The 18,856-nt window shown below is 61.0% G+C and carries 11 protein-coding genes and 2 pseudogenes; 2 read left to right on the plus strand and 11 right to left on the minus strand.

Going from position 1 to position 18,856, the window contains the following annotated elements; all coding sequences use genetic code 11:
- Nucleotides 1–77: 77 nt before the first annotated feature.
- From hemE to pilM, 10 genes and pseudogenes are all read right to left on the minus strand, one after another.
- Nucleotides 78–1,145, minus strand: coding sequence for a uroporphyrinogen decarboxylase (hemE, locus tag ACQRBT_RS07090; RefSeq protein ID WP_060755197.1), 1,068 nt, complete (start codon nucleotides 1,143–1,145; stop codon nucleotides 78–80).
- Between the two features lie 215 nt (nucleotides 1,146–1,360).
- Entirely contained in the window at nucleotides 1,361–2,779 is a 1,419-nt protein-coding gene (locus ACQRBT_RS07095) for an FAD-dependent oxidoreductase (RefSeq protein WP_060755199.1), read from the minus strand.
- A gap of 32 nt (nucleotides 2,780–2,811) precedes the next feature.
- A complete protein-coding gene (gene gltB / locus ACQRBT_RS07100; protein ID WP_060755200.1) occupies nucleotides 2,812–7,257 on the minus strand; it encodes a glutamate synthase large subunit in 4,446 nt (1,481 codons plus the stop codon).
- 355 nt (nucleotides 7,258–7,612) lie between these two features.
- Nucleotides 7,613–9,190: an AAA family ATPase gene (locus tag ACQRBT_RS07105; RefSeq protein ID WP_412046576.1), complete on the minus strand. Its 1,578-nt coding sequence runs from the start codon at nucleotides 9,188–9,190 to the stop codon at nucleotides 7,613–7,615.
- 10 nt (nucleotides 9,191–9,200) lie between these two features.
- Entirely contained in the window at nucleotides 9,201–10,301 is a 1,101-nt protein-coding gene (gene aroB, locus ACQRBT_RS07110) for a 3-dehydroquinate synthase (protein WP_060755203.1), read from the minus strand.
- Between the two features lie 125 nt (nucleotides 10,302–10,426).
- Nucleotides 10,427–10,945, minus strand: coding sequence for a shikimate kinase AroK (gene aroK, locus ACQRBT_RS07115; RefSeq protein ID WP_003187914.1), 519 nt, complete (start codon nucleotides 10,943–10,945; stop codon nucleotides 10,427–10,429).
- A gap of 4 nt (nucleotides 10,946–10,949) precedes the next feature.
- Nucleotides 10,950–12,206 (minus strand): annotated as a pseudogene (locus tag ACQRBT_RS07120) (type IV pilus secretin PilQ); the annotation flags it as partial.
- A gap of 138 nt (nucleotides 12,207–12,344) precedes the next feature.
- Entirely contained in the window at nucleotides 12,345–13,307 is a 963-nt protein-coding gene (locus ACQRBT_RS07125) for a pilus assembly protein PilP (RefSeq protein ID WP_412046575.1), read from the minus strand.
- Nucleotides 13,304–13,855: a PilN domain-containing protein gene (locus ACQRBT_RS07130; RefSeq protein WP_412046574.1), complete on the minus strand. Its 552-nt coding sequence runs from the start codon at nucleotides 13,853–13,855 to the stop codon at nucleotides 13,304–13,306. Before ACQRBT_RS07130 ends, ACQRBT_RS07125 begins: the two co-directional genes overlap by 4 nt.
- Nucleotides 13,852–14,507 (minus strand): annotated as a pseudogene (pilM, locus tag ACQRBT_RS07135) (type IV pilus assembly protein PilM). The gene ACQRBT_RS07130 and the pseudogene pilM overlap by 4 nt, the downstream one beginning before the upstream one ends.
- On the opposite strand from pilM, the gene ACQRBT_RS07140 reads away from it, so the two are divergent.
- The gene (locus ACQRBT_RS07140) at nucleotides 14,451–14,606 is read left to right on the plus strand and encodes a hypothetical protein (RefSeq protein WP_427851667.1); all 156 of its coding nucleotides are present in this window, start codon (nucleotides 14,451–14,453) and stop codon (nucleotides 14,604–14,606) included. The pseudogene pilM and the gene ACQRBT_RS07140 overlap by 57 nt on opposite strands.
- A 133-nt stretch (nucleotides 14,607–14,739) precedes the next feature.
- On the plus strand, nucleotides 14,740–17,202 hold the full coding sequence (locus ACQRBT_RS07145; protein WP_411985341.1) for a penicillin-binding protein 1A: 2,463 nt from the start codon (nucleotides 14,740–14,742) through the stop codon (nucleotides 17,200–17,202).
- 213 nt (nucleotides 17,203–17,415) lie between these two features.
- Here the strand turns inward: ACQRBT_RS07145 and ACQRBT_RS07150 are convergent, their stop codons facing one another.
- Nucleotides 17,416–18,684: a malic enzyme-like NAD(P)-binding protein gene (locus ACQRBT_RS07150; protein ID WP_060755208.1), complete on the minus strand. Its 1,269-nt coding sequence runs from the start codon at nucleotides 18,682–18,684 to the stop codon at nucleotides 17,416–17,418.
- Between the last annotated feature and the right edge of the window lie 172 nt (nucleotides 18,685–18,856).

The following is an 18,856-nucleotide window of genomic DNA, read 5'->3' on the forward strand; positions in this document are numbered from 1 at the left end:
TAGCGGTGTGTCAGTTTCAGTATTTGTAACTGAACCACCGCTATCGGGAGCAAGCCCCCTCCCACATTTTTTGTGTGTTACTCGTGATATTGCGCCGACAACTCGTGCACCGCACGCAGGAACGCGCCGGCATGCTCCGGGTTCACTTCCGGCGTGATGCCGTGGCCGAGGTTGAACACGTGGCCGGTGCCCTTGCCGTAGCTGGCCAGGATGCGCCCGACTTCGGTGCGGATCGCTTCCGGCTTGGCGTAGAGCACGGTCGGGTCCATGTTGCCTTGCAGCGCAACGCGGTTGCCCACGCGCTGACGGGCTTCGCCCAGGTCGCAGGTCCAGTCCAGGCCCAACGCATCGGCGCCTGCATCGGCGATGCTTTCCAGCCACAGGCCGCCGTTCTTGGTGAACAGGATGACCGGCACCTTGCGACCCTCATGCTCACGGATCAGGCCGCTGACGATCTTGCGCATGTAGGCCAGGGAGAACTCCTGGTACGCCGCCGCCGACAGGTTGCCGCCCCAGGTGTCGAAGATCTGCACCGCTTGCGCACCGGCCATGATCTGGCCGTTAAGGTAGGAGGTGACCGACTGCGCCAGCTTGTCCAGCAGCAGGTGCATGGCCTGCGGGTTGTCGTAGAGCATGGCCTTGGTCTTGCGGAAGTCTTTCGACGAGCCACCTTCGACCATGTAGGTAGCCAGGGTCCACGGGCTGCCGGAGAAGCCGATCAGCGGCACGCGACCATTGAGCTCGCGGCGGATGGTGCTGACGGCGTCCATCACATAACCGAGGTCTTTGTGCGGATCAGGAATCGGCAGGGCTTCGATGTCGGCCAGGGTGCTGACCACTTTCTTGAAACGCGGACCTTCACCGGTCTCGAAGTACAGGCCCTGGCCCATGGCGTCGGGGATGGTGAGGATATCGGAAAAGAGGATGGCCGCGTCGAGTTCCGGGTAGCGGTCCAGCGGCTGCATCGTGACTTCGCAGGCGAACGCGGGGTTCATGCACAGGCTCATGAAGTCGCCGGCATTGGCGCGACTGGCGCGGTATTCCGGCAGGTAGCGACCGGCTTGACGCATCATCCAGACAGGTGTGACGTCTACGGGTTGCTTGAGCAGGGCACGAAGGAAACGGTCGTTCTTGAGGGCAGTCATGTCGGCATCCGCAAAAAAAGTGCGGGCATTTTCTCAGAGCGCAACGCAAAAGGCACGGAATGCGCCGTGCCTTTTATCTATCGGGTCAATTTGTCGCGGATATGATCGTTCCCACGCTCCGCGTGGGAATGCATCCTGTGACGCTCCGCGTCACGCTTCAGAGCAGACGCGGAGCGTCCCTGACGGCATTCCCACGCAGAGCGTGGGAACGATCATTAGACCTGCAGGTAGTCCAGGATCCCTTCGGCGGCGTTGCGGCCTTCGAAGATCGCGGTGACCACCAGGTCGGAGCCCCGCACCATGTCGCCGCCGGCGAAGATTTTCGGGTTGCTGGTCTGGTGCTTGTACTGGCCCTGCTCCGGGGCTACGACGCGGCCCTGGCTGTCGGTCTGGATCTGGAACTGCTCGAACCACGGCGCCGGGCTTGGACGGAAACCGAAGGCGATGACCACGGCGTCGGCCGGGATGATCTCTTCGGAACCCGGGATCGGCTCGGGGCTGCGACGGCCACGGGCGTCCGGTTCGCCAAGACGCGTCTCGACCACCTTCACGCCTTCGACGCGATCTTCACCGACAATCGCAATCGGCTGGCGGTTGTAGAGGAACTTCACGCCTTCTTCCTTGGCGTTCTTCACCTCTTTGCGCGAGCCCGGCATGTTGGCTTCGTCACGGCGATAGGCACAGGTCACCGACTTGGCGCCCTGGCGGATCGACGTACGGTTGCAGTCCATCGCAGTGTCACCACCGCCCAGCACTACGACCTTCTTGCCTTTCATGTCGACGAAATCTTCCGGCGACTTTTCAAAGCCCAGGTTGCGGTTGACGTTGGCGATCAGGAAGTCCAGAGCGTCGTAAACGCCCGGCAGGTCCTCACCGGCAAAGCCGCCCTTCATGTAGGTGTAGGTGCCCATGCCCATGAACACGGCATCGTATTCTTCGAGCAACTGCTCCATGGTCACGTCTTTGCCGACTTCGGTATTGAGACGAAACTCAATGCCCATGCCGGTGAACACTTCGCGACGGTTGCTCAGTACGGTTTTTTCCAGCTTGAACTCGGGAATGCCGAAGGTCAGCAGGCCGCCGATTTCCGGGTTCTTGTCGAACACCACCGGGGTCACGCCGCCACGCACCAGCACGTCGGCGCAGCCCAGGCCAGCAGGGCCGGCACCGATGATGGCGACACGCTTGCCGGTCGGCTTGACCTTGGACATGTCCGGACGCCAGCCCATGGCGAACGCGGTGTCGGTGATGTACTTCTCCACCGAACCGATAGTCACTGCGCCGAAGCCATCGTTAAGGGTGCACGCGCCCTCGCACAGACGGTCTTGCGGGCACACCCGGCCACACACTTCCGGCAGGGTGTTGGTCTGGTGCGACAGCTCGGCGGCGGCGAGGATGTTGCCCTCGGCCACCAACTTGAGCCAGTTGGGAATGAAGTTGTGCACCGGGCACTTCCATTCGCAATACGGGTTACCGCAACCCAGGCAGCGATGGGCCTGGTCGGCCGAGTGCTGGGGTTTGAAGGGTTCGTAGATTTCCACGAACTCTTTCTTGCGTTGACGCAACAGTTTCTTCTTCGGATCTTTGCGCCCGACATCGATGAACTGGAAGTCGTTATTCAGACGTTCAGCCATGTTAAAACCTCATCAAACTCTTCAGGCGCATATCACTGCGGGTTGGCACGGATGCTGGAAAGCAACGATTTCAGGTTGGCAGCCTTGGGCTTGACCAGCCAGAAACGACGCAGGTAGTCATCGAGGTTCTCGGCGAGGTTACGACCCCATTCGCTGCCGGTTTCCTCAACGTACTCGTCCAGCACGTGTTGCAAGTGGTTCCGGTAGGACTCCATGGCTTCGCCGCTGATCCGCTGGATCTCGACCAACTCGTGGTTGACCTTGTCGACGAAGGTGTTGTCCTGGTCGAGCACGTAGGCGAAGCCGCCGGTCATGCCCGAACCGAAGTTGTAACCGGTCTTGCCCAATACCGCGACGAAGCCCCCGGTCATGTACTCGCAGCAGTGATCGCCAGTGCCTTCCACCACGGTGTGGGCACCCGAGTTACGCACGGCAAAACGCTCGCCGGCGGTACCGGCGGCAAACAGCTTGCCACCCGTGGCACCGTACAAGCAGGTGTTGCCGACAATGGCACTGTCCTGGGTCTTGTAGACGCTGCCTTTGGGCGGAACGATCACCAGCTTGCCGCCGGTCATGCCCTTGCCCACGTAATCGTTGGCGTCGCCTTCCAGGTACATATGCAGGCCGCCGGCGTTCCACACGCCAAAGCTCTGGCCTGCCGTGCCCTTGAAGCGGAAGGTGATCGGCGCTTTCGCCATACCCTGGTTGCCGTGCTTGCGCGCGATTTCGCCGGAGATGCGTGCGCCGATGGAACGGTCGCAGTTGCAGATATCCAGCGCGAACTCACCACCGCTGGCGTCATTGATCGACGAAGCGGCCAGTTCGACCATCTTCTCGGCCAGCAGGCCCTTGTCGAACGGCGGGTTGCGGTCCACACCGCAGAACTGCGGCTTGTCGGCCGGGATGTGATCGCTGCCCAACAGCGGCGTCAGGTCCAGGTGATGCTGCTTGGCGGTCTGGCCTTCGAGGATTTCGAGCAGGTCGGTACGCCCGATCAGCTCCTCCAGCGAACGCACGCCCAGCTTGGCCAGCCACTCACGGGTCTCTTCGGCCACATAGGTGAAGAAATTCACCACCATGTCGACGGTGCCGATGTAGTGATCCTTGCGCAGCTTCTCGTTCTGCGTCGCCACGCCGGTGGCGCAGTTGTTCAGGTGGCAGATGCGCAGGTATTTGCAGCCAAGGGCAATCATCGGCGCGGTACCGAAGCCGAAGCTTTCGGCGCCGAGGATCGCCGCCTTGATCACATCAAGGCCGGTCTTCAGGCCACCGTCGGTCTGTACCCGCACCTTGCCGCGCAGGTCGTTGCCGCGCAGGGTCTGGTGGGTTTCAGCCAGGCCGAGTTCCCATGGAGCGCCCGCATACTTGATGGAAGTCAACGGCGAAGCACCGGTACCGCCGTCGTAGCCGGAGATGGTGATCAGGTCGGCATAGGCCTTGGCCACACCGGCAGCGATGGTGCCCACGCCGGCTTCTGCCACCAGTTTCACCGAGACCAGGGCCTGCGGGTTGACTTGTTTCAGGTCGAAAATCAGCTGCGACAAGTCTTCGATTGAATAAATGTCGTGGTGCGGCGGAGGCGAAATCAGCGTGACGCCCGGCACCGCATAACGCAGCTTGGCAATCAGACCGTTGACCTTGCCGCCCGGCAGCTGGCCGCCCTCACCGGGCTTGGCGCCCTGGGCTACCTTGATCTGCAGCACTTCGGCGTTGACCAGGTATTCCGGGGTCACGCCGAAACGGCCGGTCGCCACCTGCTTGATTTTCGAGCTCTTGATCGTGCCGTAGCGCGCCGGGTCTTCACCGCCTTCGCCGGAGTTGGAACGCGCACCCAGGCGGTTCATGGCTTCGGCCAGGGCTTCGTGAGCCTCAGGCGACAAGGCGCCCAGGGAAATACCGGCGGAGTCGAAGCGCTTGAGGATCGATTCCAGTGGTTCGACTTCGTTGATGTCCATCGCCGTGTCCAGGGTTTTCACCTTGAACAGGTCGCGGATCATCGACACCGGGCGGTTGTCCACCAGCGCGGTGTATTCCTTGAACTTGGCGTAGTCGCCCTGCTGCACGGCGGCTTGCAGGGTGTTGACCACGTCCGGGTTGTAGGCGTGGTATTCGCCACCGTGCACGAACTTGAGCAGGCCGCCTTGCTGGATCGGCTTGCGCGCACTCCAGGCTTCGGTGGCCAGGGCTTTCTGTTCGGCCTCGATGTCGACGAAGCGCGCGCCCTTGATACGACTTGGCACGCCACGGAAGCTCAGTTCGCAGACTTCTTCGGACAAACCGATGGCTTCGAACAATTGAGCGCCGCGGTACGAGGTGACGGTGGAGATGCCCATCTTCGACAGGATCTTCAGCAGGCCCTTGGTGATGCCCTTACGGTAGTTCTTGAACACCTCATAGAGGTCGCCCAGTACTTCACCGGTGCGGATCAGGTCGCCCAGCACTTCGTAGGCCAGGAACGGATACACCGCCGAGGCGCCGAAACCGATCAACACCGCGAAGTGATGCGGGTCGCGGGCTGTGGCGGTTTCCACGAGGATGTTGGAGTCGCAGCGCAGGCCTTTTTCGGTCAGGCGGTGGTGTACCGCACCGGTAGCCAGCGAAGCGTGGATCGGCAGTTTGCCCGGCGCAATGTGGCGGTCGGTCAGTACGATCTGGGTGCGACCGGCGCGCACAGCCTCTTCGGCCTGGTCGGCAACGTTGCGCACAGCGGCTTCAAGGCCGAGGCTCTCGTCGTAGTTCAGGTCGATGATCTGGCGGTCGAAACCCGGACGGTCCAGGGTCATCAACGAGCGCCACTTGGCCGGGGACACCACAGGCGAACTGAGGATGACGCGGGAGGCGTGCTCCGGCGATTCCTGGAAGATATTGCGCTCGGCACCGAGGCACACTTCCAGGGACATCACGATGGCTTCGCGCAGCGGGTCGATCGGTGGGTTGGTCACCTGGGCGAACTGCTGGCGGAAATAGTCGTACGGCGTGCGCACACGTTGCGACAGCACGGCCATCGGCGTGTCGTCGCCCATGGAGCCAACGGCCTCGTAGCCTTGCTCACCGAGCGGGCGCAGCACCTGGTCGCGCTCTTCGAACGTGACCTGGTACATCTTCATGTACTGCTTGAGCTGGTCGATGTCGTAGAAAGCCGAACCGTGGTCGTTGTCTTCCATGGTCGCCTGGATGCGCAGGGCGTTCTTGCGCAGCCATTGCTTGTACGGGTGACGAGACTTCAAGCGGTTATCGATGGCGTCGGTGTCGAGGATCTGCCCGGTTTCGGTGTCCACGGCCAGGATCTGGCCAGGACCTACGCGGCCCTTGGCGATAACGTCTTCCGGCTTGTAGTCCCACACGCCGATTTCCGACGCCAGGGTGATGAAACCGTTGGTGGTGGTGACCCAGCGCGCCGGGCGCAGACCGTTACGGTCGAGCAGGCACACCGCGTAGCGACCGTCGGTCATGACCACGCCGGCCGGGCCGTCCCACGGCTCCATGTGCATCGAGTTGTACTCGTAGAACGCACGCAGGTCCGGGTCCATGGTCTCGACGTTCTGCCACGCAGGCGGAATGATCATGCGCACGCCACGGAACAGGTCGATGCCGCCGGTGACCATCAGTTCGAGCATGTTGTCCATGCTCGAGGAGTCGGAGCCCACGCGGTTGACCAGCGGGCCGAGCTCTTCCAGGTCCATCAGATCGTTGGCGAACTTGGTGCGACGGGCCACGGCCCAGTTGCGGTTGCCGGTGATGGTGTTGATCTCGCCGTTATGGGCGAGGAAGCGGAATGGCTGGGCCAGCGGCCATTTCGGCAGGGTGTTGGTAGAGAAGCGCTGGTGGAACACGCAGATTGCGGTTTGCAGGCGCTCATCACTCAGGTCCGGATAGAAGGCGGTCAAGTCCGCCGGCATCATCAGGCCTTTATAAATGATGGTCTTGTGGGAAAAGCTGCAGATGTAGTGATCGGTGTCGGCGGCGTTGGCCACCGACGAGCGACGACGCGAGGTAAACAGCTTGATCGCCATGTCCTGGTCGCTCAGGCCATCGCCTGCGATGAACACTTGTTCGATCTGTGGCAGGCGCTCCAGGGCCAGTCGGCCGAGTACGCTGGTGTCGATCGGCACCTTGCGCCAGCCGACGAGTTGCAGGCCGGCAGCCAGGATCTCGCGGTTCATGTTCTCGCGAGCGGCTTCGGCTTTGACCGGGTCCTGGTTGAAGAACACCATGCCCACGGCGTATTGCTTGGGCAGGTCGACTGCAAATTGCTCTTTGGCGACGGCGCGCAGGAACTGGTCGGGCTTTTGAATCAGAAGGCCGCAACCGTCACCGGTTTTACCGTCGGCGTTGATCCCACCGCGGTGGGTCATGCAGGTCAGGGCCTCGATGGCCGTTTGCAGAAGGGTATGACTGGGCTCGCCCTGCATATGGGCTATCAGGCCGAAACCGCAGTTATCCTTGAATTCATCGGGTTGGTACAGACCTGCTTTCATAGACACTTTCTCACCAGGCTGCCTCTTATATCGAGGCAAATTTCTTTTCAATTCAACCGGTTACCTTCCACGTCGAACGTACGCCGACTTAGCGGGGGCAAAAGGGAGGTCATTGTACACACCGACACAGACGCTCACAAATTTAGCGACGAAATGTCGCAAATCTATGTCGCATTTATGAAAGGTTTAAAGCGATATGCTGTGCTAGTCAAAACTTTTTTAATTCTGACCGCTACGACTCAAAAGCTACTGTGACGCAGACACCACAAAGCGCGCGGTCCCGGGAGGAACTGCACGCACTTGCGGTTATTTTTTGAGGTGCCGGGAGGGCGGCCTGGGTAAGGCCACCGGATCTTCAGCGAGTTGCCGCCAGTTCCTGTTGGACGCTGGCAACAGTGCGAGGCCAAGGTTTACCAGCCTGAACCTTCGCTGGCAAGGCTTTGATAGCAGAATCAGCTGCGGCGCGGCTTGGGAAGCTGCCGTAGGTGATCACATAGAGAGGCTTGCCGTTGAGCACTTTCTTGAAATAACGGTACTCGCCGCCCTGCTCCTTCACGAACGCCTGGGCGTTGGCTTCGGAACTGGTGCCCAGGATCTGTACCACGAAGTGGCCAGCAGGCTGGCTGGTGTACCAACTGCTGCCGGCTGCGGCCGGGGCTGCCTTGGCAACGGTGGCGGCAGGCTTCTCGACCGGCTTGGCCACTGGCGCAGGCTTGGCAGCCGGAGCGGGTGCTACAGGCTTGGCCACGGGGGCTGGTTTGGCCGTGGCCACGGTCGGAGCCGGGGTCGGTGTCGGTGTCGGCTTGGCAACCGCAGCCGGCTGGCCCGCTGGCACGCCCGCCGGCGGTGCAGTCGTGGTCACGGTCGGAGGTGTGGCGCTGGAACCTTCCACCGGCACGCCGTCGTCGCCTTCGGAGATACCACCGGCCTCTTCGGCAAGTGGCCCGCGCATCACTGGCTGGCCAACCATCGGCAGATTGGTCGGTTGGCCAGAGTTGGCGAACTCGACGTTTGGCGTGGGCTTGCCCAGTGGCAGTTGCGCCTGCTCAGTTGGCGCGCCGGCAGTGGCGGGGGCCTTGCTACGGCCTGGAATCAACCAGGCGGCGGCTACGGCGACCACCACAACGGCGGAAATAGCCAATACGTGCTTCTTAGGCATAGTGAACCCCATCTTTGGACGCTTAACCGCAGAGCGGCTGGCAATCATGGCTTCGATCATGGCATCCCGGGCGACCTGGTTGATGGTGCCTGGCCAGCCGTCGGAGCTTTCGTGAATATCAGAGATCTGTTGAGCGGAGAAAAGTTCGATACCGGCCCCGGCGCCTTCGAGACGTTGAGCCAGGTATTCGCGGGTTTCCTCTTCCTCGTAGGGCTGCAATTCGATGACGTGGAACAGTTCCTGATCGCCACTGATCTGCTCCAGATCGGCGATCAACGACGACTCACCAAACAGGAACACATGGGGACGACCTTCGGGTGTCCCCGCGGCCAGCGCCAGCAGCGCTTCCAGGGCGGACTCGTCGAGCTGCTCGGCGTCATCCACCAACAGGTAGACTTCCTGACCGGTCAGGCCCAGTTGCACCACCTGCTTGAGGATCGCGTTCGGCTCGGCGGTAGGCACGTCCAGCGCCTGGGCCACCTGGCGCAGCACGCCCGCCGCATCACCGGCTCCACGGGCCGACACCACCACGCTCTGCACCGTCTGCTTGTTGGTGCTGGCTACCAGCGCCTGGCGCAGCAAGGTCTTGCCGCTGCCCAACGGGCCCGTCACTACCAGCAACAGCTGGCTGTAGCGTGCCAGGTGATGCAACTGACCAAGCACCGGCTTGCGCTGCGCCGGGAAGAATTTGAAACCAGGCACCCGTGGAGCAAAAGGGTCATGGCTTAGATGGTAATGGCCGAGGAACGCCTCGTCGGCATGCAAACTAGTCATCGGGATCTTATTAACCTTTCAGCTGGGCCAGGGCGCGGTAATCCGCTCCCAGCGTGGCCTGTAAAATCTCTTTCGGATAATCGTCGGTCACCACCGCTTCGCCCATGTGGCGCAGCAATACCAGTCGCAGTCGACCGTCGATCACTTTCTTGTCTATCGCCATATGTTCGAGGAAGTCCGCCTCGGTCATCTCCTCAGGCGGGATGACCGGCAAACCCGCACGCTGGAACAGGCGGATGCCACGATCACGCTCCTGGGCACTGATCCAGCCCAGGCGTTGCGACATTTCCAACGCCATCACTGTGCCAGCCGCTACGGCTTCCCCATGCAACCACACACCATAGCCCATGTGTGTCTCGATCGCATGGCCGAAGGTGTGGCCCAGGTTCAACGTGGCACGTACACCGGACTCGCGCTCATCAGCATTGACCACCAGCGCCTTGGCGGCGCAGGAGCGGGATATCGCTTCGGTCAATGCCACCTGGTCAAGATTGCGCAAGGCATCGACGTGTTCTTCCAGCCAGGTGAGGAACGGTTCGTCGCAGATCAGCCCGTATTTGATGACCTCCGCCAGGCCGGCCGATAGCTCTCGCGGCGGCAAGGTGTTCAGCGTCGCCGTGTCGATCAGCACGGCATTCGGCTGGTAGAACGCGCCGACCATGTTCTTGCCCAGCGGATGATTGATGCCGGTCTTGCCACCCACCGACGAATCGACCTGCGACAGCAAGGTGGTCGGCACCTGGATAAAATCCACGCCACGCTGGTAGCAGGCGGCTGCAAAGCCGGCCATGTCGCCGATGACGCCGCCGCCCAGGGCGATAACAGTGGTGCGCCGGTCATGGCGTGCAGTGAGCAGGCCATCGAAGATCAACTGCAGGGTTTCCCAGTTCTTATGGGCTTCGCCGTCAGGCAAAATCACGGAGATCACCGAGTACGCCGCCAGGCTGCGGCTCAGACGCTCAAGATACAACGGCGCGACCGTTTCATTGGAGATGATCGCCACTTGCCGCCCGGCAATATGCGGTGCGAGCAACTCCGGCTGGTCCAACAGACCTTCGCCAATATGGATCGGGTAGCTGCGCTCGCCTAGATCGACCTTAAGTGTCTGCATGTGTCCCCGCGTTGAAGATGTATTGACGTCCGCTGATGTCAAGATCCGACGTCGACTGATGGCTCTACGCCACACCCTGGAAGGAAATGACGCGCCGCCGAGAATAGCGCATTTCGGGCCTGGCTTTAACGGGGTGGCAGCCGTTGCAAGCGCTCAAGAATGTCGAGCACCACCATCCGGGGCGGCCGTTCATCGGTTTCCACCACCAGATCGGCGATTTCCCGATACAGCGGATCGCGCAACGCCAGCAAATCCCGCAGGGTCTTTGCCGGGTCGGCTGTGCGCAGCAACGGGCGATTGCGGTCGCGAGCGGTGCGGCCTACTTGCTGCTCCACCGAGGCATGCAGGTAGACCACCCGGCCACCGGCATGCAGCGCACGGCGGTTTTCATCGCGCATCACGGCGCCACCACCGGTGGCCAATACTACGCCGTCGCAGCCGCACAGTTCGGCAATCATCGCCTGCTCGCGGTCGCGAAAGCCCAGCTCGCCTTCCTTATCGAAGATCCATGGGATATTGGCACCCGTGCGCAATTCAATTTCCTTGTCGGAATCTTTGAATGGCAGGCGCAGCTCTTTGGCCAGCAAACGGCCGATGGTGCTTTTTCCAGCCCCCATCGGTCCTACAAGAATCAAATTTCGCACAGAATCAACGACTCACAGCAATCGCCTGGTTATTCATAATACGCGGAGTCAGGAATACCAGCAGCTCGGATTTTTTCTCCGCCAGCACATCGCGCCGGAAAAGGCGGCCAAGATACGGCACATCGCCCAAAAATGGCACTTTATCTACCACTTTGCTTTGGGTATTGGAGAAAACCCCGCCAATCACGATGGTCTCGCCATCCTTGACCAACACCTTGGCATTGACCTCGTTTTTCTTGATAGGCGGCACATCGTTGAGTTTGTTCAGATAGTCCGGCTCATCCTTGGTGACCTTGACCTCCATGATGACCCGGTCGTCCGGAGTGATTTGCGGGGTCACTTCCAGGGACAACGAAGCCTCCTTGAACGACACCGAGGTAGCGCCGCTGGAGCTGGATTCCTGATAGGGAATCTCGGTGCCTTTGAGGATGCGCGCAGTTTCCTTGTCGGCGGTCACCACTTTAGGCTGAGAGACGATTTCACCGTTGCCGGTTTTCTCCATGGCCGTCAGCTCAAGATCCAGCAACAGGTTGTCGGTGATATAAGCGATACCCAAGCCTGACGTCCCCGTCAGCGAGCCCAGGTCGACAAAGGGCGACGTGGGTGGCTCTTGCGGCGGCTCGGTACCTTCAGGCAGCGGTTTGCGAATACCGCCGGCGCCCCAGTTCCCCCGACTGAGCCCACCGCCCCAACGCGCGCCCAGGCTTTTGTCGTAATCGACATTGGCCTCGACGATCCGTGCCTCGATCATGACCTGCCGCACCGGAACATCGAGTTGCGCCACAATGCGCCGCAACTCCTCCAGCCGCTCCCCGGTCTGGTAGGCAATGATGTTGTTGGTGCGGTCATCCACCGCAACCGAACCACGCTCATCGGTAGTGCCTTCGAGCCCGTTGACGGATTGGAACAGCTTGGCCAGGTCTGCCGCCTTGGCGTAGTTGACCTGCAACAACTCTCGACGCAACGGTGCCAGTTCAGCCATCTGCCTGCGCGACTCCAGCGTCAGCAGCTCGCGAGCAGCCAACTCATCGGCAGGAGCGACCAGCAATACGCCGGCCTTCAGCCGTTTATCCAAGCCTTTGCTGTGCAATATCAGGTCGAGCGCCTGATCCCAGGGCACATCCTTGAGCCGCAAGGTGATCGAGCCTTGCACTTCGTCGCTGGCCACAAGATTGAGGCCGGCAATGTCGGCAATTTGTTGCAGCACTGCGCGCAGTTCGATGTTCTGGAAATTGAGGTTCAGTTTCTCGCCGGAATACGCATCCGAAGCGATCTCCTCGGGAGGGGGCAACTGGATCAAGTCCAGGCGATTGGGCACAGCAGCAGCCATCGGTGTCGTGAACGCTATCCATAGCGCCACACCGAAGGACGAGAAAGTCCTTTTCATTGATTGATTCCGTTATGAGTTGACGTTCAGCTTCAAGGTTCGTGGACGCTCCAGCCATGCACCCTGTCCATCGGGGAATAGCTCGACAAGTTCGATATGACCCTCATGAATAGCCCTGACCCGGCCATGGTTCTGCCCCAGGTAGTCGCCCACCGCCAGTCGATAGACCTCTGACGCGGCCCGTAGCAAGGCAAAGACCTGTCCGCCACGGGACAGCGTGCCGACCATTTCGAACTGATCGGTGGCCAACCCTTCCAGCTTCCCCCTGCTACGAGCGGGATCAGGCGCAAGCGCCGGCTGACCGGAGACCCAATCGTCCGGCAAGGTGGAAGGCTGGAACGGATCGCGCCGGGCTGATGAGTCGTAGGCAAGACGAGCCTCAGGATCGAGCGACAGCTCGCCGCGCGATTCGCCGCGATAGGCTCTGGCCAGCAGCTCGAGATGCAGCAAGGCGCCATCCGGGCGAAGCGCAACATCATGCACAGTCAAAATCCTCGACAGCCCACCCAAGGCCGCCACGAACATCGCCAGGTCGTGGTAAGCCCCACTGGCGCCGATCTGCAGGGGTTGTTCAATGAGAAACGCGCGCGGCTGCTCATCCAGAACCGTGATCCCCTCCACCACCAAGCCATTGCTCGCCGCCAGGCGAGTGATGTCTTCAAGCAAGCCAGGCATCTCGGGCTGGCCGGGAATCGCCCCAAGCACCACCGCTGCCTTGTGCTCCATCGCGCTGAACTGATGGGCACGTTCCTCCAGGCCGGCAGCCAGGTCCGCTCGTTGCGCCAACTGCTGTTGCAGTGCCGCTTCCCGCGCCTCAAGTACGCGCAATCGCTCCCGCGAGGGGCTCAGGAGCCAGGCGTCTCCCACCACCAGCAGCAGGCCAGCCAATGCGCAGGCGAGCAGGGCCTTACCAGGCCAGGGCCATGTTGCAACGTTGTGAGTGAGTGCGTAAAAGTCGAGCCTGGGCAGGCTCATGGTTGCGCCTCGGTGGTTTCCCCCTGACGCACCATCAATTGGAACTCATTGTCGCCACTCCCGGCATCCGCACGTACCCGCTGGAGCCGCGTGGCATGCGTGCCCTGGGAGGCTTCCAGGCGGCGCATCAACTGGGCGATGTCTTCACTGGTTTCAGCACTGCCGCTGACGCTGATGGTATCGCCGTTCGCCAGCACTTCATGCAGCCGGACGCCATCCGGCACTGCACGCGCCAACTGGTCAAACAGCTGGGCACTGGAAGATCGAGCGTCATGCAGATCCTGCACAACCTTCATGCGTTCGGCCAATTGCTGGCTTCGCTCCTGCAACTCGTCGATGGTCTTGATACGCGCGTCCTGAGCGGCGATTTCCTTGCCCAAATGTTGATTGCGCGTCACTTGCCGGTCTATCGCCCGGTCGATCACCTGATCGGCCAACCACACCGCAGCGAATGCCACACAGGCGAACGCCAACAGCAGCATCAGCAAATACTTGCGCCGCCGCTGTGCCAGCGCCTGGCGCCAAGGCAAAAGATTGATTCGTGTCATTCAGCGAAACTCCTCAGGGCCAACCCGCAAGCCACTCCCAGCGCCTGGGCATCCACGGCCCATTGTGCACCATCGACTCGATGACCCGGCATGAAGCTGGCGAAATCCTGACGGCTCGCACGCTCCAATGCAAATCCCTCGATATCCACCACCCGCGGGACAAGCCCGGCAAGGGCCAGGACCGCTTCGCGCGCCTTGACCTGTTCCTTGAGACAGGCCGCCAACAACACCTCGACCCTGTGCGGGTCTTGCGCCGAAGGGCCACGCACCTGAAAGTCGATAGCCACGTCGTCCAATGGGTAAGGAATGTATTGGTCGGCCTCCATCTGGATCATCCAGACCATCTCCTCATCACTGAGCCCCGCGTCCATTTCGATCACCCGCGTGATCACCGACGGTCCAACCACGGCGACCGCGGCCTGGCGCACCGATGTCCGCAACCGCACCAGAGCCTGGCGCAGCGCCTGCCCTATGCCGTCAAGGTCCAGCAATGTGCCGTCGACCACCGCATGCGCCGGCAGTGCCTGCGTGGCGTGCCCTCGACGGTATAGCCGGCGCTTGAACGGTTCAGCTCGACCAGCTTGATGCCGCTGTCATGAATATCGACGCCGAGGACGGTGTCGACTTTTCGCCTGAAAAATCCCTTTTTCATAAAACTCCCCAAAACTTTGCCGGTCATACCGGCAGTCATACCCTCTGGTTACCGCCGGCGTTCATGCATTCGGTCGACTTGTTTGAGTGGCGCGAATGACGCCCCAAGCCGAAAATGCTTTAATGCCCAGCGTTTTTTCCCGCTTTTTATCTGCAGCTCGGGTCGATCCATCGTTTGCCATGCATGCCCCGACGCGTAACCCATTCTTTTCTCTGGAAATCCAAAAGCCTTGATTCGTCTGCTGAAGTTTTTCGGGTACTCCATTGTCGCGATCGTCTGCGGGCTGCTGCTCGTACTCAGCGGTGCCTACCTCTACCTTAGTCCGGGTTTGCCCTCCGTAGAGGCGCTCAGAAGTATCCAGTTGCAGATTCCTTTGCGGGTCTACAGCAGCGATGAAAAACTAATCGCGGAGTTCGGCGAAATGCGCCGCACCCCTATCCGTTTCGCCGACATTCCACCCAATTTCATCAGCGCGCTGCTGTCGGCGGAAGACGATAATTTCGCCAACCACTACGGTGTCGACCCCAGCAGCCTGGTACGTGCGGCCACACAGCTGGTCAAAAGCGGACACATTCAATCCGGTGGCAGCACCATCACCATGCAGGTGGCGAAGAACTTCTTCCTTACCAGCGAGCGCAGTTTTTCGCGCAAGGCCACCGAGATCCTGCTGGCCCTGCAAATCGAACGTCAGTTGACCAAGGACGAGATCCTCGAGCTGTACGTCAACAAGATCTACCTGGGCAACCGTGCCTACGGGATCGAGGCGGCTTCCCAGGTCTACTACGGCAAGTCGATTCGTGACGCCAGCCTGGCGCAGATGGCCATGATTGCCGGCCTGCCGAAGGCCCCGTCGCGCTTCAACCCTCTGGCCAACCCGGCGCGCAGCAAAGAGCGTCGCGACTGGATCCTGGGCCGCATGTACAAGCTGGGCAAGATCGACCAGGCCGCTTACGAAAGTGCCGTGGCCGAGCCGCTGAACGCCAGTTACCACGTGCCGACGCCGGAAGTGAACGCTCCGTACATCGCCGAAATGGCCCGTGCCGAAATGGTCGGCCGTTATGGCAGCGACGCGTATACCGAAGGTTTCCGCGTCACCACGACCGTGCCGAGCAACCTGCAGGAAATCGCCAACCAGTCGGTACATGAGGGCCTGATCACCTACGATCAACGTCACGGCTACCGTGGCCCCGAGTCGCGCCTGCCCGGCAAGACCCTGAGCGCCTGGACCGCAGAATTGGGCAAGCAACGCACGATCAGCGGCCTGGAGCCGGCCATCGTCACCCAGGTGAAGAAAGATGGCGTGCAAGTCCTGACGCGCACCGGCGAAGCACATGTGGCGTGGGACAGCATGAAGTGGGCGCGCCCGTTCCTGAACACCAACAGCATGGGCCCGATGCCCAAGCAACCGTCGGACGTGGCTCAGGTGGGTGACTTGATCCGCGTGCAACGCCAGAAGGATGACAGCCTCAAGTTCAGCCAGGTGCCGGTGGCGCAAGGCGCGCTGGTATCCCTGGACCCGCAGAACGGTGCAATCCGCGCCCTGGTCGGCGGCTTTGCCTTCGAGCAGAGCAACTACAACCGCGCCACTCAGGCCAAGCGCCAGCCGGGTTCGAGCTTCAAGCCATTTATCTACAGCGCCGCGCTGGACAACGGCTACACCGCCGCCAGCCTGGTCAACGATGCACCGATCGTGTTCGTCGACGAGTACCTGGACAAGGTCTGGCGCCCGAAGAACGACACCAATACCTTCCTCGGCCCGATCCGCGTGCGCGAGGCGTTGTACAAGTCGCGTAACCTGGTGTCGATCCGCCTGCTGCAGGCAATGGGCGTCGGCAAGACGATCGACTACATCACGCGCTTTGGCTTCAACAAGTCGGACCTGCCACCGAACCTGTCCCTGGCCCTGGGCACCGCCACGCTTACGCCAATGGAGATCGCTACCGGCTGGAGCACCTTTGCCAACGGTGGCTACAAGATCACGCCATACCTGATCGACAAGGTCGAAAGCCGCAATGGCGACACCCTGTTCACTGCCAACCCACCACGCGTGCCGGGTGATGTCGTCAATGGCGTGGCCGCCCCGGACGGCATCGCGGCCCCCGGCAATGGCGGTATCACCATCGAGCCAACCCCAGGGGCTGCGCCCGTCGCCAGCACTGCGGCACCGGCCGAACCTCAGGCACCTGCCGTTGCGCCGCGCGTGGTGGATGGCCGCACCACCTACATCCTCAACAGCATCCTTGAGGACGTGATCAAGAAGGGCACCGGCCGTCGTGCGCTGGCCTTGGGCCGTGCGGATCTTGCGGGCAAGACCGGTACCACCAACGAATCCAAGGACGCCTGGTTCTCAGGCTACAACGCTGATTACGTGACCACCGTGTGGACGGGCTATGACCAGCCGGAAAGCCTGGGCCGCCGTGAGTTCGGCGGTACCGTGGCGCTGCCGATCTGGATGAGCTACATGGGCGCCGCCTTGAAGGACAAGCCGTTGCACACTCAAGCCGAACCGGAAGGCATCCTCAGCCTGCGGATCGATCCGATCAGCGGCCGTGCGGCCTCGCCTAGCACGCCGAATGCGTACTTCGAACTGTTCAAGAGCGAAGACACGCCGCCGTCGGTCAACGAGCTGGGTAATGGCGTCGCCCCAGGCAGCCCACTGCCGGCGGATGAAGGCGCGCCGATCGATCTGTTCTAACCCATGAGGGGCTGGCCATGAAGACTTTGTAGGAGCGAGCTTGCTCGCGAAAAACTCATAGACGCCGCGTTTATTCAGGCAACACGCGTAATCGTTGACGTTTTTCGCGAGCAAGCTCGCTCCTACAAACGGCGACTTACAACTCCACCTTTGAGCCACAAAAAAGCCCCGACTCGCGAGAGCCGGGGCTTTTTGTTGATGCGCTACAACGGCTTAGCCGTTGAACACATCATCCACGCTTTTGAGCGGGTAGTGCTTCGGATACGGCAGGGTTGCCACGCCAGTCTCGATGGCGGCCTTGGCCACGGCATCGGAGATCAGGGTGATCAGGCGCTTATCCATTGGCTTGGGAATGATGTACTCACGGCCGAATTCCAACTTGATGCCGCCGTAGGCGTCACACACTTCCTGAGGTACCGGCAGCTTGGCCAGTTCACGCAGGGCGTTGGCAGCAGCCACTTTCATCTCTTCGTTGATGCGCTTGGCGCGAACGTCCAGGGCACCACGGAAGATGAACGGGAAGCCCAGTACGTTGTTGACCTGGTTCGGGTAGTCCGAACGACCGGTAGCCATGATCACGTCGTTACGGGTGGCGTGCGCCAGTTCCGGGGAGATTTCCGGGTCCGGGTTGGAGCAGGCGAACACGATCGGGTTGGCCGCCATGGACTTCAGGCCTTCGGCGCTCAGCAGGTTCGGGCCGGACAGGCCAACGAACACGTCTGCACCGTTCAGGGCGTCAGCCAGGGTACGTTTGTCGGTAGCGTGGGCAAACATCGCCTTGTACTGGTTCAGGTCGGTACGCTCGGACTGAACCACGCCCTTGCTGTCGACCATGAAGATGTTTTCCAGCTTGGCGCCCATGCTCACCAGCAACTTCATGCAGGAGATGGCCGCAGCGCCGGCGCCCAGGCAAACGATCTTGGCATCAGCCAGGGTCTTGCCGGCGATTTCCAGGGCGTTGATCATGCCGGCCGCAGTAACGATCGCGGTGCCGTGCTGGTCATCGTGGAATACCGGGATATCACATTGTTCGATCAAGGCCTTTTCGATCTCAAAGCACTCAGGTGCCTTGATGTCTTCCAGGTTGATGCCACCGAACGTGATGGAAATGCGCTTAACGGTGTCGATGAAAGCCTGCGGGCTTTCGGAATCGACTTCGATGTCGAAAACGTCGATGCCGGCGAAGCGCTTGAACAACACGCCCTTACCTTCCATGACTGGCTTGGACGCCAATGGGCCGAGGTTACCCAGGCCAAGAATCGCGGTGCCATCGGAAATCACTGCAACCAGGTTGCCTTTGCCGGTGTACTTGTACGCCAGTTCGGGATCGCGGGCGATTTCACGTACGGGCTCGGCAACACCTGGGCTGTAGGCCAGCGACAGGTCGCGGGCGGTGGCAGTGGCTTTGGTGAGCTCTACACTCAGCTTTCCTGGACGAGGATGGGCATGATATTCGAGAGCGGCAGTTTTCAAATCAGACATATCGGCATTCCGCTTTTACTGTTGGTCGACGGACCGCCGAGGATACTCGTGTCGTAAAGCCCCCACAAGACTGGGCAGTCACAGGTGTCAAGGGCCGTACGCTACGACTTTCGGCCAAGAGCCACGGGATACAAGGGCTTAACTGTTCACAATTGACATTAAAAATGTCTAC

The sequence above is a fragment of the Pseudomonas sp. R19M genome (genome assembly GCF_050312585.1).
Lineage (GTDB): Bacteria > Pseudomonadota > Gammaproteobacteria > Pseudomonadales > Pseudomonadaceae > Aquipseudomonas > Aquipseudomonas palleroniana.